At 60.2% G+C, this 23,070-nt stretch carries 19 protein-coding genes; 6 read left to right on the forward strand and 13 right to left on the reverse strand.

The annotated features are described in order from the left end of the window. Positions 1–42 precede the first annotated feature (42 nt). A complete protein-coding gene (gene treC / locus DK870_RS27235) occupies positions 43–1,689 on the reverse strand; it encodes an alpha,alpha-phosphotrehalase (protein WP_161550248.1) in 1,647 nt (548 codons plus the stop codon). Positions 1,690–1,813: 124 nt separating this feature from the next. Then, positions 1,814–3,256 (reverse strand): PTS system trehalose-specific EIIBC component, encoded by a 1,443-nt coding sequence (treP, locus tag DK870_RS27240; protein ID WP_060754298.1) that lies wholly within the window; start codon positions 3,254–3,256, stop codon positions 1,814–1,816. 249 nt (positions 3,257–3,505) lie between these two features. Here treP and treR point away from each other — a divergent pair, with 249 nt between their 5' ends. Together treR and DK870_RS27250 are read left to right on the forward strand one after the other, a co-directional pair. Beyond that, positions 3,506–4,210 carry a trehalose operon repressor gene (gene treR, locus DK870_RS27245; RefSeq protein ID WP_060754299.1) on the forward strand — a complete coding sequence of 235 codons (705 nt, stop codon included), beginning with the start codon at positions 3,506–3,508 and terminating at the stop codon, positions 4,208–4,210. A 13-nt stretch (positions 4,211–4,223) separates the two neighbouring features. Beyond that, on the forward strand, positions 4,224–4,994 hold the full coding sequence (locus DK870_RS27250; protein WP_161550249.1) for an APH(3')-II family aminoglycoside O-phosphotransferase: 771 nt from the start codon (positions 4,224–4,226) through the stop codon (positions 4,992–4,994). Between the two features lie 79 nt (positions 4,995–5,073). Here DK870_RS27250 and guaA read toward each other — a convergent pair whose 3' ends face one another. The 4 genes from guaA to DK870_RS27270 all read right to left on the reverse strand — a co-directional run bounded on the left by guaA (position 5,074) and on the right by DK870_RS27270 (position 9,790). Then, the gene (gene guaA / locus DK870_RS27255) at positions 5,074–6,651 is read right to left on the reverse strand and encodes a glutamine-hydrolyzing GMP synthase (protein ID WP_060754301.1); all 1,578 of its coding nucleotides are present in this window, start codon (positions 6,649–6,651) and stop codon (positions 5,074–5,076) included. Between the two features lie 80 nt (positions 6,652–6,731). Next, the gene (gene guaB, locus DK870_RS27260) at positions 6,732–8,201 is read right to left on the reverse strand and encodes an IMP dehydrogenase (protein ID WP_060754302.1); all 1,470 of its coding nucleotides are present in this window, start codon (positions 8,199–8,201) and stop codon (positions 6,732–6,734) included. Positions 8,202–8,330: 129 nt separating this feature from the next. Then, positions 8,331–8,879 carry a hypothetical protein gene (locus DK870_RS27265; protein WP_060754303.1) on the reverse strand — a complete coding sequence of 183 codons (549 nt, stop codon included), beginning with the start codon at positions 8,877–8,879 and terminating at the stop codon, positions 8,331–8,333. A 143-nt stretch (positions 8,880–9,022) separates the two neighbouring features. Next, on the reverse strand, positions 9,023–9,790 hold the full coding sequence (locus DK870_RS27270; protein ID WP_161550250.1) for a sulfite exporter TauE/SafE family protein: 768 nt from the start codon (positions 9,788–9,790) through the stop codon (positions 9,023–9,025). A gap of 99 nt (positions 9,791–9,889) precedes the next feature. Here DK870_RS27270 and DK870_RS27275 point away from each other — a divergent pair, with 99 nt between their 5' ends. From DK870_RS27275 to leuA, 4 genes are all read left to right on the forward strand, one after another. Beyond that, complete coding sequence (locus DK870_RS27275; RefSeq protein ID WP_060754305.1) at positions 9,890–10,780, forward strand: LysR family transcriptional regulator; 891 nt, start codon at positions 9,890–9,892, stop codon at positions 10,778–10,780. 9 nt (positions 10,781–10,789) lie between these two features. After that, complete coding sequence (gene xseA / locus DK870_RS27280; protein WP_161550251.1) at positions 10,790–12,169, forward strand: exodeoxyribonuclease VII large subunit; 1,380 nt, start codon at positions 10,790–10,792, stop codon at positions 12,167–12,169. A gap of 3 nt (positions 12,170–12,172) precedes the next feature. Further along, positions 12,173–12,994: a M23 family metallopeptidase gene (locus tag DK870_RS27285; protein WP_104994742.1), complete on the forward strand. Its 822-nt coding sequence runs from the start codon at positions 12,173–12,175 to the stop codon at positions 12,992–12,994. Positions 12,995–13,316: 322 nt separating this feature from the next. Beyond that, positions 13,317–14,996: a 2-isopropylmalate synthase gene (gene leuA / locus DK870_RS27290; protein WP_090368728.1), complete on the forward strand. Its 1,680-nt coding sequence runs from the start codon at positions 13,317–13,319 to the stop codon at positions 14,994–14,996. A gap of 180 nt (positions 14,997–15,176) precedes the next feature. Here leuA and DK870_RS27295 read toward each other — a convergent pair whose 3' ends face one another. The 7 genes from DK870_RS27295 to ispG form a co-directional block, all read right to left on the reverse strand. Continuing rightward, a complete protein-coding gene (locus DK870_RS27295; protein WP_161550252.1) occupies positions 15,177–15,968 on the reverse strand; it encodes an amidohydrolase in 792 nt (263 codons plus the stop codon). After that, positions 15,956–17,104: a pyridoxal phosphate-dependent aminotransferase gene (locus DK870_RS27300; protein WP_161550253.1), complete on the reverse strand. Its 1,149-nt coding sequence runs from the start codon at positions 17,102–17,104 to the stop codon at positions 15,956–15,958. Before DK870_RS27300 ends, DK870_RS27295 begins: the two co-directional genes overlap by 13 nt. A gap of 115 nt (positions 17,105–17,219) precedes the next feature. Next, positions 17,220–18,689, reverse strand: a complete 1,470-nt coding sequence (gene der / locus DK870_RS27305; RefSeq protein ID WP_090368723.1) for a ribosome biogenesis GTPase Der — start codon at positions 18,687–18,689, stop codon at positions 17,220–17,222. Between the two features lie 132 nt (positions 18,690–18,821). After that, positions 18,822–19,973, reverse strand: coding sequence for an outer membrane protein assembly factor BamB (gene bamB, locus DK870_RS27310; protein ID WP_161550254.1), 1,152 nt, complete (start codon positions 19,971–19,973; stop codon positions 18,822–18,824). After that, on the reverse strand, positions 19,966–20,607 hold the full coding sequence (locus DK870_RS27315) for a tetratricopeptide repeat protein (RefSeq protein WP_060754313.1): 642 nt from the start codon (positions 20,605–20,607) through the stop codon (positions 19,966–19,968). Before DK870_RS27315 ends, bamB begins: the two co-directional genes overlap by 8 nt. A 40-nt stretch (positions 20,608–20,647) precedes the next feature. Further along, a complete protein-coding gene (gene hisS / locus DK870_RS27320) occupies positions 20,648–21,937 on the reverse strand; it encodes a histidine--tRNA ligase (RefSeq protein ID WP_060754314.1) in 1,290 nt (429 codons plus the stop codon). 21 nt (positions 21,938–21,958) lie between these two features. Then, positions 21,959–23,068 carry a flavodoxin-dependent (E)-4-hydroxy-3-methylbut-2-enyl-diphosphate synthase gene (gene ispG / locus DK870_RS27325; RefSeq protein ID WP_060754315.1) on the reverse strand — a complete coding sequence of 370 codons (1,110 nt, stop codon included), beginning with the start codon at positions 23,066–23,068 and terminating at the stop codon, positions 21,959–21,961. Positions 23,069–23,070 lie beyond the last annotated feature (2 nt).

Raw genomic sequence — 23,070 nt, forward strand, 5'->3', positions numbered from 1 at the left:
TTGAAGCGCCCCTGCACTCCCATACAGGGGTTCCAGCCGGTCTCAATCCTTGAGGTGCAGCACGAACGATTCATAGGGGCGTAACACCACCCGGTTCGAACGACGCGGGCAGTCGGGGTAGTTGCTGATCAGCAGGCGTTGCTCAGTCGCCGCGGTGATGAGCGTTTCCGGCAACTGGATTTCGCAGTGCTCGCCGTAGAAGTTGTTGAGCACCAGCAAGCGCTCGCCATGGCCTTCGCGCACATAGGCCCAGACTTGCGGATGGTCTTGCAGCAGTTGGCGGTAAACGCCTGCCTGAATCAGCGGCTCGTGGCGCCGCAGAGCGATCAGCGCACGGTAGTGATGCAGCACCGAATCCGGATCATCCAGCTGGTTGGCAACGTTGACGTGCGCCGCGTTGGCCGGAATGCCGATCCACGGTTCTCCCGTGCTGAAACCGGCATTCGCTTCGTTGCTCCACTGCATCGGCGTGCGGCTGTTATCGCGGGACTTCTGCATGATCGCCGCCATGCTCGAAGCCTCGGACTCTCCGGCATCGCGCTTGAGACGGAAGATGTTCAGGGTCTCCACATCGCGGTACTGCGAGATGTTGTCGAAACCCGGATTGGTCATGCCGAGTTCTTCACCCTGGTACACAAACGGCGTGCCCTGCAGGAAGTGCAACGCAGTACCGAGCATCTTGGCCGAGACCACGCGGTGCTCGCCGTCATCGCCAAAGCGCGAGACCACACGGGGCTGGTCGTGGTTACACCAGAACAATGCGTTCCAGCCACCACCGGCCTGCATGCCCAGTTGCCAGTCGGAAAAGATCTGCTTGAGTTGCAGGAAATCGAAGTCGGCCTTCACCCACTTCTGCAAGTTCGGATAATCGACTTTCAGGTGATGAAAGTTGAAGGTCATCGACAGCTCTTTCGACTCCGGCCGTGAGTAGCGCACGCAGTGCTCCAGGCTGGTGGAGGACATCTCGCCGACATTGATCAGGTCGTGCCCTTCGAAGACTTCGCGGTGCATTTCCTGCAGGTATTCGTGCACGTTCGGGCCGTCGGTGTAGAAGCGCCGGCCATCGCTGTTGTCTTCGGGAAAATCGGCAGGCTTGGAGATCAGGTTGATCACGTCCAGGCGGAAACCGCCCACGCCCTTGTCGCGCCAGAAGCGCATCAACTTGAACACCTCGGCGCGCACCTGGGGGTTATCCCAATTGAGATCGGCCTGGGTGTGGTCGAACAGGTGCAGGAAGTATTGCCCGGTTTGCGCTTCGTATTCCCAGGCCGAGCCGCCGAACTTGGACTCCCAGTTGTTCGGCTGGTCGCGCCAGATGTAGAAGTCGCGGTACGGATTGTCGAGGCTGCTGCGCGCTTGCTGGAACCACTCATGTTCGATGGAGGTGTGGTTGACCACAATATCCAGCATCAGCTTGATGCCGCGCTTGGCCGCTTCGCTGATCAGCAGGTCGCAGTCGGCCATGGTGCCGTAGCTGGGGTCGATGGCGTAGTAGTCGCTGATGTCGTAGCCATTGTCGCGTTGCGGCGAACGCAGGAACGGCGTGATCCACAGGCAATCCACGCCCAGCCATTGGAGGTAGTCGAGTTTGTCCACGATGCCCAGCAGGTCACCGGTGGCGTTACCCGCGTGGCTGTGGAAGCTTTTGGGGTAGACCTGGTAGATCACCGAGTGTTGCCAGTCTTGCATGGTGGGTTCCTTCAGTTGATTGGGGGCTGGCCTCTCGGGCCTCATCGGGGGCAAGCCCCCTCCCACACTTGAATGCATTCACACATCAAACAGTGGGAGGGGGCTTGCTCCCGATAGCGGTTGATCAGGCGACGCGATACCCGGGCCGAACAATCTTCATGCTCAACGCACAGGTCAAAACAAACGGCACCACGATCGCGACGACCATCCCAATCACAAACATCGGAATGGCGCTCGGTACGATCGAAATAAAACCCGGCAATCCCCCTACCCCAATGGCCGACGCCTGCACCTTGTTCAGCGATAGGAAAATGCTGCCCAGCGCCGAGCCCACCAGGGCGGCATAGAACGGAAACTTGAAGCGCAGATTGACCCCGAACATCGCCGGTTCGGTGATGCCGAAGTACGCGGAAATCGCCGAGGTGGACGCCATGCTTTTGTCCCGCGCATTGCGGGTGGTGTAGAACACCGCGAGTGCGGCGCTGCCCTGGGCCAGGTTGGACATGACGATCATCGGCCAGATAAAGGTGCCGCCCTGGGTGGCGATCAGTTGCAAGTCCACGGCGAGAAACATGTGATGCATGCCGGTGATGACCAACGGCGCATACAGCAGGCCGAAAATCGCCCCGCCGATCATCGGTGCCAGATCAAACAGCGTCACCACGCCTTCAGTGATCAGGATGCCCAGGTGACGGGTCACCGGGCCGATGATCGCCAGCGCCAGCACACCGGTCACGACGATGGTGGTGATCGGCACCACGAGCAGTTGAATCGCATTCGGCACCCGCGCCCGCAGCCATTTCTCGATGACGCTCATCACATATGCCGCCATCAGGATCGGCAGGATCTGCCCCTGGTAGCCCACCTTCTCAATCTTGAACCAGCCGAAAATATCGAAGTACGGCAGGCTCTGGCCGTCGAGCCCGGCCACTGCCTTGCCGTAGTTCCAGGCATTGAGCAGGTCCGGGTGTACCAGCATCAGGCCGAGCACGATGCCGAGGATTTCACTGCCGCCAAAGCGCTTGGCCGCTGACCAGCCCACCAGCGCCGGCAGGAACACGAACGAGGTGTTGGCCATCAGGTTGATCAGGCTCCACAAGCCATCCAGGTTCGGATAGGCCTCCAGCAGCGTCTTGCCCTCGATGAACATGCCCTTGGCGCCCATCAGGTTGTTCACGCCCATCAACAGGCCGGCGATGATCAACGCGGGCAGGATCGGCATGAACACGTCGGAGAACACCCGCACCAGGCGCTGCATGGCGTTGGTCTTGTCGGCGCCCTTCTTCTTCACGTCGGCGATGGTGGCGGCCGCAAGGCCGGTCTGCTCGCGCAAGGCGGCGTAGACCTTTTCCACTTCACCGGGGCCGATCACCACCTGGAACAGACCGCCGGTGAAGAACGAGCCCTTGACCAGATCGACCTGGTTCAACGCGCTGCTCTTGACCAGGCTTGGGTCCTTGAGCGCCAGGCGCAGGCGGGTCACGCAGTGGGCAGCTTGCTCAAGGTTCTCGCTGCCCCCGAGGTTTTCGAGAATCTCGCGGGCAATCGTCGAATAGTCGTGGCTCATGCTTGGTTTCCACTTTGATTTTTTTATTGGAGGGCAGTCATTGGCAGCACGCCGAGGGCAAAAGTACTCGTCTGTACGAGTTAAAGCAACAACTCGTACAGACGAGTTACAAATTGTTTACTTTTCCGAACCTTGAGTCAGACATTTCAGCTCTTACGCCGGCCTGCAATGGACAAACCCCACCTCTGCCACTAAGGTTCCTGCCTGAACGCGCAGTCACCTTCATCAGTCGGGCACAGAGCCATCTCCATGAGCAAATACAACCAGATCTATACGGATCTGCTTGCCAGCATCACCACTGAACGCCTGCAACGCGGCACGCGCCTTCCCTCCGAAACCGAATTGATGGACAGCTACCAGGCCAGCCGAGGCACCGTGCGCCGGGCCATCGAACAGTTGCAGGAACGTGGTTTTGCACAAAAGATCCACGGCAAGGGCACCTTCGTGCTGTCGCCCAACCCGATCGAGTTCCAACTGGGCGGTATCGTCAGCTTCCACGAAACCCACGCCGACCTGGGCGATGACGTACGCACCGAAGTCGTCGAGTTCACCCAGTTCCCATTGGAAGGCACACTGCTGCAACACATCGAAGCAGAGCCCGGCACCCTGATCACCCGCATCAAACGGGTACGGCGCATCGGCGGCAAACGCGTGATCCTGGACATCAACCACTTCGTCGCGGACGTGATCCCGGGGCTGGATCGCGACATTGCCGAACAATCGATCTACGCGTTTATCGAACAGACCCTGCAGTTGCAGATTGCCTACGCCCAACGCACCATCGAAGCCCTGCCGCGCGGCAAAGACGACCAGACTCACCTCGACCTCGAAGGCCAGAGCCATGTGATCGTGGTGAGTAACCAGACGTTTTTGCAGGACGGGCGGCAGTTCGAGTACACCGAGTCGCGGCATACGTTGGATAAGTTTTATTTTTCGGATATTGCACGTCGATAAGCCGGAAACAAACATGAAAATCCCAAGCAAATGGCATAGACAATACCCCCATGCACTCATCGAGCAGCAAGCCATCGGCGAGTCGCGGGCAGACGTCTTTCGCCTGCGCCAGGATGGCCGCACGGATATGTTCCTGAAATCAGAGCGGCTCGATGAACACAGCGAGCTGGCAGACGAAATCGAACGGCTTCGTTGGCTGCGGCAAATGGATCTGCCTGCACCTGTGGTCCTGGATGAAGTGCAAGACGACCATCGCCATTGGCTGCTGATGACCGCCGTGCCGGGACAGGACCTGGCCAGTGCCAGCGGGCTTTCTGCCGCGCAGGTCATCAACATACTGGCGACAGCGCTGCGGACTTTGCATCAAGTCCCCGTCGCGCTTTGCCCCTTCGACCATTCAGTTGAGCAACGTATCGCACGCGCCCAGAAGCATGTCAGTGCCGGGCTCGTGGACGAGGCGGACTTCGACGATGAGCGACTGGGACGAAGTGCAGAGGACGTGTTTGCCGAACTGCTGTCGACTCGGCCAAAGGTCCAAGATCAGGTTGTCACCCATGGCGATGCCTGCCTACCGAACTTCATGACGGCAGACGCTCGCTTCAGCGGCTTCATCGACTGCGGCCGCCTGGGAATCAGTGACCGTTATCAAGACCTGGCCCTGGCAGCGCGAAGTATTGAACGCAACCTGGGGCAGGCATGGGTGAAAGCCTTTTTTGAGCTTTATGGTGTTGAACCCGATGAACAGCGCATGAAGTTCTATTGTTTGCTGGACGAGTTTTTCTGACCTCGCCTGCCACCTGAAACACAAAACCCCGGCATATGGCCGGGGTTTTGTTATTCAGCACTCACCTGCTATTGCAGGATCACTCCCACTCAATCGTCGCCGGCGGCTTGCTCGACACGTCATACGTCACGCGCGAAATGCCTTCGATTTCATTGATGATACGGCCGCTGACCGTTTCCAGCAGTTCGTATGGCAGGTGTGCCCAACGGGCGGTCATGAAGTCGATGGTTTCTACGGCACGCAGGGCCACGACCCACGCGTAACGGCGGCCATCGCCTACAACACCCACCGATTTCACCGGCTGGAACACCACGAACGCCTGGCTGACTTTGTGGTACCAGTCGGCCTTGCGCAGTTCTTCGATGAAGATGTGGTCGGCGCGACGCAGCAGGTCGGCGTATTCCTTCTTCACTTCACCCAGGATGCGCACGCCCAGGCCCGGGCCCGGGAATGGGTGGCGGTAGACCATGTCGTACGGCAGGCCCAGCTCCAGGCCCAGACGGCGGACTTCGTCCTTGAACAGTTCGCGCAACGGTTCTACCAGCTTGAGGTTCATTTCCTCAGGCAGGCCACCCACGTTGTGGTGGGACTTGATCACGTGGGCCTTGCCGCTCTTGGCGCCGGCCGACTCGATCACGTCGGGGTAGATAGTGCCTTGGGCGAGGTACTTGATGTTGTCCAGTTTGTTGGACTCGGCATCAAACACGTCGATGAAGGTGCGACCGATGATCTTGCGCTTCTTCTCCGGGTCGGACTCGCCGGCCAGGTTGTTCAGGAACTGCTCTTCGGCGTTGGCGCGGATCACCTTGACGCCCATGTTCTCGGCGAACATGGCCATCACTTGCTCGCCTTCATGCAAGCGCAGCAGGCCGTTGTCGACGAACACGCAGGTCAGTTGGTCGCCGATGGCCTTGTGCAGCAGCGCGGCAACCACGGAGGAGTCTACGCCGCCGGACAGGCCGAGCAGCACGTTGTCGGTGCCGACCTGGGCGCGAACCTGGGCGATGGCGTCTTCAGCGATCTTCGACGGCGTCCACAAGGCTTCACAGCCGCAGATGTCGAGGATGAAGCGCGACAGGATGCGACCGCCCTGCTTGGTGTGGGTCACTTCCGGGTGGAACTGCACGCCGTAGTAACGACGCTCGTCGTTGAACATGCCGGCGATCGGGCAGCTCGGGGTGCTGGCCAGGATGTGGAAGTCTTCCGGCATCTTGGTGACCTTGTCACCGTGGCTCATCCACACATCGAGGCCGAACAGGCCGTCGGCGTCGATGTGATCTTCGATGCCGTCCAGCAGGCGGCTCTTGCCGACCACGTCCACACGGGCATAACCGAATTCACGCAGCTCGGAACCTTCAACCTTGCCGCCCAGTTGCTCGGCCATGGTCTGCATGCCGTAGCAGATACCGAAGACCGGCACGCCCAGGTCGAATACCGCTTGCGGGCAGCGCGGGCTGTTGGCTTCGTGCACGGACTCGGGGCCGCCGGCGAGGATGACACCCTTGGGGGCGAATTCGCGGATCGCTGCGTCGTCCATGTCGAACGGATGCAGTTCGCAGTACACGCCGATTTCACGCACGCGGCGGGCGATCAGCTGAGTGTACTGGGAACCGAAGTCGAGGATCAGGATGCGGTGGGCGTGAATGTCGAGGGCCATGAAGTCAGTCTCGTCTAATGAATCAGAAACAACTCGGGGCTGAAGAACAGCCCCGGTTACTTAACGTTTTGCTGGAAGCCTCAACCTACGCGGTAGTTTGGCGCTTCCTTGGTGATCTGCACGTCGTGGACATGGGATTCAGCCATGCCGGCGCCGGTGATCCTTACGAACTCTGGCTTGGTGCGCATTTCTTCGATGTTGGCGCTACCGGTGTAGCCCATCGAGGAACGCAGGCCGCCCATCAGTTGATGGATGATGGCGCTCAGCGGGCCTTTGTACGGTACACGGCCTTCGATCCCTTCCGGTACGAGCTTCTCGGCGCCTGCCGAGGAGTCCTGGAAGTAACGGTCGGAAGAGCCTTGTGCCTGGGACATGGCGCCCAGCGAACCCATGCCGCGGTAAGCCTTGTACGAACGGCCCTGGAACAGTTCGACTTCACCCGGGGCCTCTTCGGTACCGGCGAACATCGAGCCCATCATCACGCAGGAGGCACCGGCAACGATGGCCTTGGACAGGTCACCGGAGAAGCGGATGCCGCCGTCGGCGATCAACGGCACGCCAGTGCCTTCAAGGGCGGCGGCGACGTTGGCGATGGCGCTGATTTGCGGCACGCCGACACCGGCGACGATACGGGTGGTGCAGATCGAGCCAGGGCCGATACCGACCTTGACGGCGTCGGCGCCCGCTTCGGCCAGGGCCTTGGCGGCTGCGCCGGTAGCGATGTTGCCACCGATCACCTGCACTTCAGGGAAGTTCTCTTTGACCCAGCGGACGCGGTCGATCACACCTTTGGAGTGACCGTGGGCAGTGTCGACCACCACCACGTCAACACCGGCGGCGACCAGGGCCGAAACGCGGTCGCCGGTATCTTTACCGGTACCGACGGCGGCGCCCACGCGCAGACGACCTTGGTCATCCTTGCTGGCCAGCGGGTAAGCCTTGGCTTTTTCGATGTCGTTGACGGTCATCATGCCTTTGAGGGCGAACTTGTCGTCGACGATCAGCACGCGCTCGATGCGGTGCTTGTGCAGCAGTTCGCGCACATCGTTCTTGTCGGCGCCTTCCTTGACGGTGACCAGACGCTCTTTAGGCGTCATCACTTCGCGGACGGTGACTTCAAGACGGTTCTCGAAACGCACGTCACGGGAAGTGACGATGCCGACCAGGTCGCCATCGTGCAGCACCGGAACACCGGAGATGTTGTGCGTGCGAGTGAGGTCGAACAAGTCACGCACGGTAGCGTCGGCTTCGATGGTGATCGGATCTTTCACCACACCGGCTTCGTAACGCTTGACCTTGCGCACTTCGGCAGCTTGCTGCTCGATGGTCATGTTCTTGTGGATGATGCCAATGCCGCCTTCCTGAGCCATGGCGATGGCCAGACGGGCTTCAGTGACGGTGTCCATGGCAGCGGAAATCAGAGGAATATTCAGCTCGATGCCACGGGTTAGGCGGGTCTTGAGACTGACTTCGTTAGGAAGCACCTCGGAATAACCAGGCACTAGGAGAATGTCGTCGAATGTCAGAGCTTCTTGGCTGATACGCAGCATCGCGGGGGCTCCCGAGCGGGAAAATGGAAGCGCGCCATTATATACACGCACCCTGCTAGGCTCAATGTAAAACTCTGACAAACTTGGTAATACTGATAGATGGAGAAAACCTGCAGCTTTTCAGGTGGGTTACAGCTCGACTTTGACCCAACTGATCTTCTGGTCCAGCCAGTCGGCAAATTCGTCGATAAAGCTTTGCTTGAACCCAGCCTCCGCCCAATTGTTGAAAATGAATCCCAGGTTGGAAAATCCGCATTCCTGCAGGAACAGAAAACCGTTGATGTCATCCTCATGCCCACACAGCGGGCAAGTGAAGTTGTCAGTGTGGCCAGGCATCCAGTCTTCCAGGCTTTCGAACAATGCCTCGCCGACCTCCTTAAGGCATTCCGGGCAGCCGGCTTCTTCGAGAAAACCTTTGGCTGGCGTATAGATGCAACGCTTGTAGATGATCTCCAGGCCGTTGACCGGCTCGTTGAACGGCAGCGCTTCGGGGTGCAGCACCACGGCGCGGGCGCCATCGGCCAGCGCGTAAGCCATGCGGTTGCCGGTACGCCCGCAGGTGCTCAGCTCTTCCTTGATGATGTTCTTACGCACCAGCCAGCGCACGATCGCGCGGGCGCGGGGTTCGTGGACGGGCAAGGTGGAGATTTTCGGGACAAGGATGCTTTGGGAGTTCATGGGAGTCCTGCGGTATGGCCACTGGCCTCATCGGGGGCGAGCCCCCTCCCACCTTTGAAGGTATTCACAATTCAAAATGTGCGAGGGGGCTTGCCCCCGATGAGGCTCTAAAGGCAGGCAGCTTAATCCCTGCCTCACACAGGTCAAGTACTCAAATACCGCCCGATCAAGGCAATACCACTGGCCAGCACCAGCCAAGTCACCAAACGCACAAAAGCCTCACGGGACATGCGCATCGTCAGCCTGCGCCCACACCACAGCCCGAGCGCCATCGCCGGCAACAAGCACAGCGCCAGCATCAGCAACGGCCCGTCGGCGTACACCCCGGCGATCAGGAACAGGCTCAGGCGCACCACCGTGCTGCAACTGATCAACGCGCTTTGTGTGGCGCGCGCCGCGTCCTTGGGCAAACGACTGTTCAAGTAGATCGCGTATAAAAAGCCGCCACTGCCGAACAGCGCGCCAAACAGACCGCCGACAGTGCCCATGGGCACCGACCAACCCGCCGCCAATTGAGTGGGCCGGGTCTTCACGGCCAAGCTGTAGATCGCATAGGCGCTGATGAACAGCCCCATCAACAGCAGCAACAGATCCGAATGCAGATTGAGCAGAAACACCACCCCGAGCGTGCAGCCCACGGCCATGCACGGCAGCAAGCGCAACAGCTCCGGCTGGTTCACATCACGCCGCGACTGCAGCAGATTGCCAAACGCCGCGACGAAATCCAGCAGCACCAGCAGCGGGATGATCTTCGACAGCGGCATAAACACAATCAGGATTGGCCCCGCCACCAGCGCCGTACCGAAACCGGCAATACCGAACACGATATAAGCCACGACCACGCCCAGGCCGATCACCGCCCAATCGATCCCACCAAACGACCACTGGCTCATCAACTCGACCGGGCTCATGGGTTATTCCTTTAAGGAGAAGGTCATCACTTTAGCCATCGGTGAGGGATGCGACTAATATCTTCAAAGCCCTTCACCTATCTCTAAAAGGCATGACGTGTGATCTCCACCCGCCAACTGCGCTACTTCGTCGAAATCGCCGACAGCGGCAGCTTCAGCGCCGCTGCCGAACGCCTGTTTGTAGCGCAATCGGCCCTGAGCCGACAGATCAAGGAGCTGGAAACCCAGCTGCAAACCCCACTGTTCGAACGCACTGCGCGCCAACCTAGGCTCACCGCCGCCGGCGAAGCGTTCTATCCACGGGCGCGCAACCTGCTGAGTGAGCTACTCAAGGCCAGCGAAATGGCGACACAAGTGGGTCACGGTCAACTTGGCACGTTGCGCCTGAGCCACTCAAGTACCGTGCCGATGAGCGGCCCATTGTTACAGGGCATCAGCACCTGGCTGGAGCGCTGCCCCGGCGTGTCGGTGGATATCGCCAAACTTTCCTCCGAAGCGCAGTTGGAGGAAATCGCCAACGGCCGCCTGGACGTTGGCCTGTTACGCCTGCCGGTGCTGCGCCAACGTGAAGGCGTGCAGGTGGAGCCTTTATATAGTGAGCAACTGCTGCTGGCGGTGCCGCCGAACCATCCACTCGCCCGCACAGACGGGCCGATCGAATGGGCGCAGCTCAAAGATGAAGCGTTTATCTCGATCCCTCATCCCCAGCGTGGCGGCCTGAGTTACCTGTCGGCGGAACTGTGCATGCGCGCCGGTTTTTTCCCCAGGGCGGCGCGGGTGATGTCGCGCAAGACCACCCAACTGCAACTGATCCAGGCCGGTTTCGGTATTGCCTTGTTACCAAAATCCATGCAGGACATTGCGCCTCCCAACCTGCACTTTTTGCCCCTCGCCGAACCGGATTGCCTGAGCACCGTGGCCCTGGCCCGCGCACAGGCGCCCAGCGCGCTGGTGGAGCAATTCTGTCAAACCCTGCACGAATGCCTATAAACTGCCGCCATGATTAAAGATCCCTTTGCCCGTCTGGGCCTGGACCGCGAAGTCCTGACTGTCAGCCAGCTCAACGGCCGCGCGCGGATGTTGCTGGAAGACGTGTTCACCAATATCTGGGTGGAAGGCGAGATCTCCAACCTTGCCCGCCCAGCCTCCGGCCACGTGTACTTCACCCTCAAGGACAGTGGCGCCCAGGTGCGTTGCGCACTGTTTCGCAACAATGCCGCACGGGTGCGCCAGGCGTTGAAGGATGGCTTGGCGGTCAAGGTGCGTGGCAAGGTCTCACTGTTCGAGGGCCGCGGTGACTATCAGCTGATCCTCGACACGGTGGAGCCGGCCGGTGACGGCGCGCTGCGCCTGGCTTTCGATGCCCTGAAGGAAAAACTCAGCGCCGAGGGCCTGTTCAGTGCCGAACGCAAAGTACCGCTGCCGGCGCACCCTCGGCGCATTGGCATTATCAGCTCACCAACCGGTGCAGTGATCCGCGACATCATCAGCGTGTTCCGCCGCCGTGCACCGCAGGTGCAATTGACGTTGATCCCCACTGCCGTGCAAGGCCGTGAAGCGATCCCGCAGATCGTGCGGGCGCTGAAACTGGCCGACGCCCGCGGCTTTGATGCGTTGATCCTGGCCCGTGGCGGCGGCTCACTGGAAGACCTCTGGTGCTTCAACGAAGAAGCCGTGGCCCGGGCGGTGGATGCCTGCGTCACACCGATCGTCAGTGCCGTCGGCCATGAAACCGATGTATCGATCAGCGACTTTGTCGCGGACGTTCGCGCCCCAACGCCCTCGGCCGCCGCTGAATTGCTGGCCCCGGATGCCAGCCACCTGGTGCGCCAGGTCGAAAGCCTGCACCGAAGGCTGGTGATGCTGATGCGCAACCGCCTCACCCACGACCGCCTGCGCCTGGAAGGCATGGCCCGCCGCCTGCGCCACCCCGGCGAACGCCTGCGCCAGCAAGCCCAGCGCCTGGATGACCTGGACATGCGCCTGCGCCGTGCGTTCGAACGCAGCCTCAATACCCGCCGCGAACGCCTGATTCGCCTGGAAACCCGCCTTGCCGGCCAACACCCGGGGCGCCAACTGGCCTTGTTGCGCCAGCGCCTGGACAGCCTCGCCGAACGCCTGCCCCGCGCCATGCGCGAAGGCCTCAAGGCCCGCCGCCTGCAACTGCAAAGCCAGGTGCAGACGCTGCAGGTGGTCAGCCCGCTGGCGACCCTGGGCCGGGGTTACAGCATTCTGCTGGACGAACGCGGCCAGGCCATCCGCAACGCCGCACAGACCCACACCGGCCAGCGGCTGACCGCGCGTCTTGGTGAAGGCCAATTGCAGGTGCGGGTGGAAGACAACCACCTGACACCCGTCACCCTTTCGTTATTGGATTGATCGATGCCACGTTTACTCAGCCTGTTAATGCTGCTGTGCCTTGCCTTTAATGCCCATGCCGACAGCTACATCACCCGCACCCTGAACAAACCGGTGCCCGGCGGCGTTGCGGTGGTCGATCTCGGCCCTTCGGCGACGGCGCCCAAAGCCACTTACCAAGGCAAACCGGTGCTGGTGGTCAAGGAGCAGGACAACTGGCTGGCGATTGTGGGTATCCCGCTGACCGTCAAGCCGGGCAACGAGCGCATCATCAGCGGCGGGCGCAACCTGCCATTTATCGTCGGTTACAAGAAATACCCGGAACAACGCATCACCTTGAAAAACAAAAGCCAGGTCAACCCCGACCCGGCCCAGCTCAAGCGCATCGAGGGCGAACTGGCGGTGCAGATCAAGGCCTACCGCACCTTCAGCCCCAACCTGCCGAGCAACCTCGTACTGGATAAACCGGTGAATGGGCCGCTGTCGAGCAAGTTCGGCGTGCGCCGCTTCTTCAATGGCGAGGAGCGCAACCCGCATTCCGGCCTGGACTTCGCCGTCGGTGCCGGCACCCCGATCAAAACCCCGGCAGCGGGTAAAGTGATCCTGACCGGCAACTACTTCTTCAACGGCAACACTGTGTTCGTTGACCATGGCCAGGGCTTTATCAGCATGTTCTGCCATATGTCGAAGATCGACGTGAAAACCGGCGATCAACTGGCACGCGGCGCCGTGGTCGGCAAGGTTGGCTCGACAGGCCGCGCGACCGGGCCGCATATGCATTGGAACGTCAGCCTCAATGATGCGCGGGTGGACCCGGCGATCTTTATCGGCGCATTCCAACCTTGATCGGCTCGATTGCGCGCTCGCCAAAGGGCGCGCAATAAATACCAGGCCGCAGATAATTACCCACTATAAAATCTCGTTTTACGCACCAATAGCAGAACTTCTCTCAATTTTTCTCGACTGCTTGCCATCTTTCACCTCGGCGGTTAGGGTTGAGCTTATGAAAACCTCTCACACCCTCATTCAGCTCCGCCAGCACCGCAGCCTGTGCCTCGTCAGCGCACGACTGCCAGGCTGAATCGATCTGTCTCGTCCCCGGTTTTATCCCTAATAAACGCTTTCCGGCAGGCCGCCTCTTCTCGGCCCTACAACAAGGATTTTTCTGATGAGCATGCTCAAAGACCCGTCTTCCAAGTACCGTGCGTTCCCGACTATCGATATCCCGGACCGCACCTGGCCTTCGAAAACCATCACCAGCGCGCCGATCTGGTGCAGTTCCGACCTGCGTGATGGCAACCAGTCGCTGATCGAGCCAATGGACGCGGTTAAAAAGCTGCGTTTCTGGAAGACCCTGGTGGCGGTCGGCGTGAAGGAAATCGAGGCTTCGTTCCCGGCGGCCTCGCAAACCGACTTCGACTTTGTACGCACCCTGATCGAAGACAACCACATCCCCGAGGACACCACCATCCAGGTGCTGACCCAGGGTCGTGAAGACCTGATTGCGCGGACCTTCGAATCCCTGCGCGGTGCCAAGAAGGCCATCGTGCACCTGTATAACGCCACGTCGCCGTCGTTCCGTCGCATCGTGTTCAACCAGGATAAGGAAGGCATCAAGGCCATCGCGGTCAACGCCGCCAAGCTGTTCGTCAAATACGCCGCCCAGCAGCCTGAAACCCATTGGACCTTCGAATACTCGCCGGAGACCTTCAGCGCCACCGAGCTGGAGTTCGCCAAGGAAGTGTGTGATGCAGTGATCGAGGTGTGGAACCCGACACCTGAGCACAAGATGATCCTCAACCTGCCGGCCACCGTTGAATGCGCGACGCCGAACATCTATGCCGACCAGATCGAGTGGTTCGGTCGCCATATCAACCGTCGTGACAGCGTGATCATCAGCCTGCACACCCACAACGACCGTGGCACCGGCGTTGCCGCCACCGAGCTGGGCCTGATGGCTGGTGCCGACCGTGTCGAAGGCTGCCTGTTCGGCAACGGCGAGCGTACCGGTAACGTCGACCTGGTCACCGTGGCACTGAACATGTACACCCAGGGCCTCGACCCACAGCTGGACTTCTCCGACATCGACGGCGTGCGCAAAGTCGTCGAGGAGTGCAACCAGATCCAGGTGCACCCACGCCACCCCTACGTCGGCGACCTGGTGCACACCGCCTTCTCCGGCTCTCACCAGGACGCAATCCGCAAGGGTTTCGCCCAGCAGAAAGACGATGCGCTGTGGGAAGTGCCGTACTTGCCGATCGACCCGGCCGACATCGGCCGCAGCTACGAGGCCGTGATTCGAGTGAACAGCCAGTCGGGCAAAGGCGGTATCGCCTACCTGTTGGAGCAGGAATACGACATCAGCTTGCCGCGCCGCATGCAGATCGAATTCAGCCAGGTGGTGCAGGCCGAAACCGACCGCATCGGCCTGGAGATGACCGCACAGCAGATCTACGCGTTGCTGCAGCGCGAGTACCTGCAAGCCAACACCCCGTACGCGCTGGTCAGCCACCGCCTGCAGGAAGAGAACGGCAACAGTTCGGTAGAAGTCGAAGTCTCGGGCAAGGGCCAGGGTGAAACCAACCTGCGCTGGCACGGCAAGGGCTACGGTACCCTGGAAGCCCTGGTCGCCGCCCTGCCGATCAAGGTGGAGATCATGGACTACAACGAACATGCCATCGGCGCAGGTACCAATGCCAAGGCGGCGGCCTACATTGAGCTGCGTGTGAATGGCGAGCGCCCGGTGCACGGCGTGGGCATTGATGAAAACATCACTACGGCGAGCTTCAAAGCGGTGTTCAGTGCGCTGAACCGTTCGTTGAGCCAGCTGGAAGCGAAAGCGGCGTAAGCCCTACCGCTGAAATGCAAAAGGCCCCTGGGTGAGAATCCAGGGGCCTTTTTTGTTTGAGATATCAGGGCGTTCGGTCTGGCCTCATCGGGAGCAAGCCCCCTCCCACACTTGGAATGCATTCCAAATGGTGGGAGGGGGCTTGCTCCCGATGGCGAAATGACAAACAGCGAGAACCGATCAGACAAACTGAAAACTATCGGCATCCAGGTTCGCTGGAAACCGGGTGCGATAATCCGCCAGCTCCGCCGCGACCAGGCACACCTGGAACACCCCATCCGCCTCGCCGGCACTCAGCAAGGTCTCGCCCTGGAAATCCAGCACCTGGCTGTCACCGGTATAGGCAAAGCCTTTGCCATCGGTGCCCACCCGGTTCACTGCAGCCACGTAACACAGGTTTTCGATGGCTCGCGCCGGCAGCAGGCGGTTCCAATGCAGGCGGCGGGCACCCGGCCAGTTGGCGGTGTACAGCAGCAGATCGGTGTCCTGGGCGTCGCGGCTCCACACCGGGAAGCGCAGGTCGTAGCAAATCAGCGGGCGAATACGCCAGCCTTTCAATTCAAACTGTACCTGGCGCTCGCCCGGCGTGTAGTGGTCATGCTCGCCCGCCATACGGAACAGGTGGCGTTTATCGTAATGCAGCACCTCGCCATCCGGGCGCGCCCACAGCAGGCGGTTGCGGTGGCTGCCGTCCGCCGCCTGGATGATGACGCTGCCGGTGATTACCGCGTTGTGCTTCGCTGCCTGGGCCTTAAGCCATTGATGGGTAGGCCCCTGTTCCGGCTCGGCGAGCGTGGCCGACTCCATCGAAAAACCGGTGGTGAACATTTCCGGCAACACGATCAGGTCAGCCCCTGTCACCTGCTCCAGCAACAGCTCGAAGTGTTCAAGGTTGGCCTGGCGGTCATGCCAGGCCAAGTGGGTCTGGACCAGGGCAATATTCAGATTCGGCAATGTACTCAGATCACGCATAGTTTTTCGGCCGCTTGTCGCAGCGTCTCCTCGCGTTTGGCAAAGCACAGGCGCACCAGGCGCTGGCCTTGGGGTGGGTGCTGATAGAACACCGAGACCGGGATGGTCGCCACACCGTGTTCACGGGTCATCCACAGTGACATGGCGACGTCATCCAGGTCCGGGCGAATCTGCGAATAATCCACCAGTTGAAAGTAAGTACCGCTCACCCGGGTAAAGCTCAAGCGCGACGGGGTCAGCAGGTCGCAGAACAGATCACGCTTGGCTTGATAGAACGCCGGCAGTTCGTCGACGTGCTCCGGATGTTCGGCCATGAAGTCGGCCAAAGCATACTGCAGCGGGGTCACTCCGCAGAAGTTGACATATTGATGCACCTTGCGCAGTTCGGCCGTCAGGGCCGGTGGCGCGACGACGTAGCCGGTTTTCCAGCCGGTGACGTGGTAGGTCTTGCCAAAAGAACTGACCACGAACGCACGCGAGTACAGCTCTGCATGGGCCAATACGCTGACGTGGGGCACGCCATCGAATACCAAGTGTTCGTAAACCTCATCACTGACCAGATAAATATCACGGTCGCGGATCAGTTCGGCCAACTGGTCCAGCTCGGCACGACTGATCAATGCGCCAGTAGGGTTGTGCGGGGTGTTGAGGATAATCATGCGCGTGCGCGGCGAAAGTGCAGCCTTGATCTTTTCAAAATCCAGGGCAAAACCGTGCAGGCTCAACTGCACATGGATGCACCGACCGCCGGCAAGTTCGACGGAGGGCTCGTAGCTGTCGTAGCAAGGGTCGAACACGATGACTTCATCACCCTGGCGAATCACCGCCTGGATCGCGCAGAAAATCGCCTCAGTGGCGCCGGGCGTGATGGTCACCTCAGTGTCAGCATTGACCGTGGCGCCATAACTGCGGGCGATCTTGGCGGCCACCTGCTGACGCAGCACCGGCAGGCCGGTCATTGGCGCATATTGGTTGTGGCCCAGGGCGATGTGCTTGCCCACCGCGTCGAGCAAACCCTGGGGGCCGTTGAAGTCCGGAAACCCTTGGGACAGGTTGAGCGCGCCGGTTTCGGCAGCGAGTTGCGACATGGTGGTGAAAATGGTCGTGCCGACATTCGGCAGCTTGCTGGTGATCATCGAAAGGCCCCTGCAGGTAAGCCTCAAGTTTTAAGCTGCTGGTTGCATCGGGTCAAGGCACAAACCACCGTGCACAAAAAAGGGCTCATCAAGAGCCCTTTTTGCAAGATCGAAATCAGCGCTTATCGCGGCGCTTCTTGTCGGCCTTCTTATGGTGGCTCATCAAACGACGCTTCTTGTTCACCTGACGGTCAGTCAAGGTGTTCTTGTTGCCTTCGTATGGGTTCTCGCCACCTTTGAACTCGATACGGATCGGCGTACCGACCAGCTTCAAGACACGACGGTAGGTGTTTTCCAGGTAACGCACATAGGACTTCGGCACCTTCTCGATCTGGTTACCGTGGATCACGATAATCGGCGGGTTGGCACCGCCCAAGTGGGCGTAACGCAGTTTGATCCGGCGGTTGTTGACCATCGGCGGCGCGTGCTCGCCAACGGCGTCTTCCAGGATCTGGGTCAGGCGGCTTGTGGGCCAGCGGGTAACCGCAGACCTGAACGAGTTCTGTACGGACGCATAGAGGTTGCCCACGCCAGTGCCGTGCAGTGCCGAGATAAAGTGGATATCGGCGAACTCGACGAAGAACAGGCGACGCTGCAACTCGGTCTTGACGAAATCGCGCTCGCTCGGCGTCATGCCGTCCCACTTGTTGATCGCGATGACCAATGCGCGACCGGCCTCCAGGGCAAAGCCCAGCAGGTTGAGGTCGTGGTCTACCACGCCTTCGCGGGCGTCCATCACAAAGATCACCACGTTGGCGTCCTTGATGGCCTGCAGGGTTTTCACCACGGAGAACTTTTCAACTTCCTCGTGGATCTTGCCGCGCTTGCGCACACCGGCGGTGTCGATCAGCGTGTACTTTTCCTCGTTACGTTCGAACGGGATGTAGATGCTGTCGCGGGTGGTGCCGGGTTGGTCGTACACGATAACCCGGTCCTCACCGAGCATGCGGTTGACCAGCGTCGACTTGCCGACGTTCGGGCGGCCGATGATGGCGATCTTGATACCGTCTTTCTCGCTCGGGCCTGGAATGCGCTTGGCTTCCTCACCTTCGGCGACGATCTCTTCCTCACCCTCTTCTTCCTCGACATCATCCTTGGGGAAACTGCTCAGGGCAATTTCCAGCATCTGGCTGATGCCGCGACCGTGGGCACCGGCGATCGGGATCGCATCACCCAGGCCCATCGGGCTGAATTCGGCACGGGCCAACTCAGGATCGATGTTGTCGATCTTGTTGGCGACCACATAGGAACGCTTGTTGCGCTTGCGCAGGTGCTCGCCAATCATCTGGTCGGCAGCGGTATAGCCCGCACGGGCATCCACCAGGAACAACACGACATCGGCTTCTTCGATGGCCAGCAGCGACTGCTCGGCCATTTTTTCGTCCATGCCATGCTCGTCACCGGAAATACCACCGGTGTCGACAATAATGTAGGAGCGCCCTTGCCACTTTGCCTCACCGTATTGGCGATCACGGGTCAGACCGGACAAGTCGCCGACGATGGCGTCGCGAGTCCTGGTCAGGCGGTTGAACAAGGTGGACTTGCCGACGTTAGGTCGGCCCACCAGGGCGATTACGGGAACCATGCGGCTCTCCACTTCGTTATTTCAGAAAATACAAAAGCCGCTGCAAGGCAGCGGCTGGTGCTCGACTGTAGGGGCGAGCTTGCTAGCTCCTACAGGTGAAGCTGCTTGAGGGGCTAGCCCCAAGCATAGTTCTTACTTGATGGTCAGGGCTTCCAGCTTGCCGCTGTTGCCGAACACATAAAGCATGTTACCCACGACCAGCGGACGAACACGCAGGCCGTCGCTGTCGATACGCTCGCGACCGACAAAACGACCATCCACCTGGCTCAGCAGATGCAGGTAACCTTCGAAGTCACCTACCGCCACGTAGCTGGAGAACACTTCCGGCGCCGACAGTTGACGGCGAGCCAGCGAGTCATTGCTCCAAAGTGCAGTAGTGGAACGCTCGTCGACACTTTCAACGGTGCCGGACGCCAGGCTTACGTAGACGCTGCCAAAACCTTGGGCGACACCGGCGTAGCTGGAAGCATCACGCTGCCAGTTGATCCGGCCGCTTTGCAGGTCCAGCGCAGCAACGCGCCCCTGATAAGTGGCCACGTAGATCGTCTCGCCCGACAGCAGCAAGCCGCCGTCGATGTCGACCACGCGATCCAGCTCGGAGCGACCTTGCGGGATGGCAACACGGGTTTCCCAGGCCGGCACGCCGTTCTGGGTATCCAGGGCGACCACTTTACCGGTGGACAGGCCCGCAACGGCCAGGTTATTGGTCACAATCGGACCACTGGTACCGCGCAAGGTCAACACCGCCGGGGTGCTGTCATACAACCAGCGCTGGTTGCCGGTGGCGGCATCCAGGCCGATCAGACGGTCATCCTGGGTCTGCACCACGACAATATCGCCGTTGGTGGCAGGCGCGGAGAGGACTTCACTGGTCACGCGAGCGCGCCATTTCTCTTCACCGTTGCTCGAGTCCAAGGCGACCACTTCGCCTTTGAGCGTACCGATCAACACCATGCCGTAGCCGACGCCCACACCACCGGAAACCGGCATGTCGAGGTCTTTCTTCCATTTGACGTCGCCGTTCATGCGGTCCATGGACATAACGACGCCAGTGGAGTCAGTGGCCACAATGTTGTCGCCGTCGATTGCCGGCTGCAACAGGTTGTAGAGATCACCCTGGCCGTCACCGACGGAGCGGCTCCACTGCTTTTGCAGGACCACTTCTTCCTTGAAGCTGGTCAGCTCGGCCGGAGGCAGTTCTTTTTTGCTGTTGCTGCTGCAACCCGCGGCCAGAACGGCCAGAGCCAGCAATGCTGCATGTTTCCAACGGATCACGTCACGCATCCCCTTTGGCCAAGTCGTCCAGCTTGATTTGTAAGCCACCGACCGCCGCTTCATCAGACAGCGCGGCCTTGGCTTTTTGGTACGCAGCATGGGCTTCGTCGGTACGACCCAATTGGACCAACAGGTCGCCCTTGAGCTCTTCACGAGTGGCCACAAATGCCTTGTCAGCATCGCCGTCGAGCAGTTTGAGTGCTTCGTCAGCCTTGTTCTGTGCCGCCAATACCTGTGCCAGGCGCTGACGTGCGATCTCACCCAGGGTCGGGTTGGTCGGCTTGTCGGCGATAGCCTTCAGCTCAACGGCTGCATCATCCAGCTTGCCGGTGTCGACCGCGACTTTCGCGACGAACAGGCTACCGTACTGGGCGTAGGTGCTACCGCCAAATTCGCTTTTCAGCTTGCCGGCCAGGTCGGCAACCTGCGCCGGGTCAGGCTTGCCATTCGGGGTCAGCGTGGTTTCCAGCAATTGCTGATAGAGGATCGAGGCGCCTTGGGACTGGTTAGCCTGATACTTGTGCCAGGCTTGCCAGCCGAACACCACCACTAACGCCAGCAGACCGCCAGTAACCAGGGGCTTGCCGTTACGCTGCCACCAGTCCTTGAACTCGGCCAGTTGCTCATCATCAGTACTCGACACCCCAATACTCCTTAATCGCTAAATTCGGCTGTTCGACAGCTCAACCCTGCACGACGCAGGTGGCCAAGTGCGCGGCGAGCGCATCAAAGGCAATGTTTTGTTGTTCGCCCTGGCCACGCAGGGGTTTGAAACCTATCACTTGCTGGGCCAGCTCGTCATCGCCGAGGATCAGCGCATACAGTGCACCGCTCTTGTCAGCCTTCTTGAACTGGCTCTTGAAGCTGCCGGCACCGGCATTGATCTGCAGGCGCAGGTTCGGCAGTTGGTCGCGTACTTTTTCGCTCAAGGCCAGGGCCGCCAGTTCGGCGGCCTCGCCAAAGGCGCACAGGTACACGTCCACCTGACGGGAAATCTCTTCAGGGATCTGCTCCAGGGTTTCCAGCAGCAGGATCAGCCGCTCGATCCCCATGGCGAAACCCACGCCGGTAGTCGGCTTGCCGCCCATCTGCTCAACCAGGCCGTCGTAGCGACCACCGGCACACACGGTACCTTGGGCGCCAAGCTTGTCGGTGACCCACTCGAACACGGTCTTGCTGTAGTAATCGAGGCCGCGAACCAGTTTCGGGTTGATCACGTACGGAATACCGGCGGCATCCAGGCGAGCCTTGAGGCCCTCGAAGTGCGTACGGGACTCGTCGTCCAGGTAGTCGGCCATTTTCGGCGCGTCGACCAGTACGGCCTGGGTGTCGGCGTTCTTGGTATCCAATACGCGCAACGGGTTGGTTTTCAGACGACGCTGGCTGTCTTCATCCAACTTGTCCAGGTGGGCGGACAGGTACTCGACCAGGGCTTCGCGATAGCGGCCCCGGGATTCGCTGGTGCCCAGGCTGTTGAGTTCGAGCTTGACCGCATCGCGGATGCCCAACTGGCCCCACAGGCGCCAGGTCAGCACGATCAGCTCGGCGTCGATGTCCGGGCCGTCCAGGTTGAAGACTTCGCAACCGATCTGGTGGAACTGGCGATAACGCCCTTTCTGTGGACGCTCGTGGCGGAACATCGGGCCGATGTACCAGAGCTTCTGGGTCTGGCCACCACCGGTAATGCCATGTTCGAGCACGGCGCGCACGCACGCGGCGGTACCTTCCGGACGCAGGGTCAGGGAGTCGCCATTGCGGTCTTCAAAGGTGTACATCTCTTTTTCAACGATGTCGGTTACTTCACCGATGGAGCGCTTGAACAGCTCGGTGAACTCGACGATCGGCATGCGGATCTGCTTGTAACCGTAGTTATCCAACAGACGCGCGACCGTGCTCTCGAAGTAACGCCACAGTGGCGTCTGCTCCGGCAGGATGTCGTTCATGCCACGGATGGCTTGCAGAGACTTGCTCACATCTAATCCTTAAATTCGTTCTTAGCCGCGCGCGATCAGCGCTGCGTCAGCCGCGACCTTCTCGGCCGCTTTCTCGCGGATCAGCCTTTCAAGCTCATCCACCAGATTGTCATTCGTCAACTTCTGCGCCGGCTTGCCGTCGATGTAGATCAGGTTCGGTGTGCCACCGGTCAAACCGATGTGCGCCTCTTTGGCTTCACCGGGGCCGTTGACCACGCAACCGATCACCGCAACATCCAGCGGCACCAGCAGGTCTTCGAGGCGCCCTTCAAGATCGTTCATGGTTTTCACCACGTCGAAGTTCTGCCGCGAGCAGCTCGGGCAGGCAATGAAGTTGATGCCACGGGAGCGCAAATGCAGGGATTTGAGAATGTCGTAACCGACCTTCACTTCCTCTACCGGGTCTGCCGCCAGGGAGATGCGGATAGTATCGCCAATCCCTTCGGCGAGCAGCATACCGAGACCCACTGCAGATTTCACTGTGCCTGAACGCAAACCGCCCGCTTCAGTGATACCCAGGTGCAGCGGCTGCACGATTTCCTTGGCCAGCAAGCGGTAGGCTTCGACCGCCATGAATACGTCGGAGGCCTTTACGCTGACCTTGAAGTCCTGGAAATTCAGGCGCTCGAGGTGTTCAACGTGGCGCAACGCCGATTCAACCAGCGCCGCCGGGGTAGGCTCGCCGTATTTCTTTTGCAGGTCTTTTTCCAGGGAGCCGGCGTTGACGCCGATACGGATCGGAATGCCACGGTCACGGGCCGCATCCACCACCGCACGTACCCGGTCTTCGCGACCGATGTTGCCCGGGTTGATGCGCAGGCAGTCCACGCCCAGCTCGGCGACGCGCAAGGCGATCCTGTAGTCGAAGTGAATGTCGGCGACCAAGGGCACCTTGACCAACTGCTTGATGCGGCCGAACGCTTCGGCAGCGTCCATATCCGGCACGGAAACCCGCACGATGTCGACGCCGGCGGCTTCCAGACGGTTGATCTGGGCAACGGTGGCAGCCACATCGTTGGTGTCGCTGTTGGTCATGCTTTGTACCGCGATGGGGGCATCACCACCCACCGGCACCGAGCCGACCCAGATCTTGCGCGATACGCGACGTTTGATTGGAGATTCGCCGTGCATGA

It is taken from the genome of Pseudomonas sp. Q1 (assembly GCF_009935975.1).
Lineage (GTDB): Bacteria > Pseudomonadota > Gammaproteobacteria > Pseudomonadales > Pseudomonadaceae > Aquipseudomonas > Aquipseudomonas palleroniana.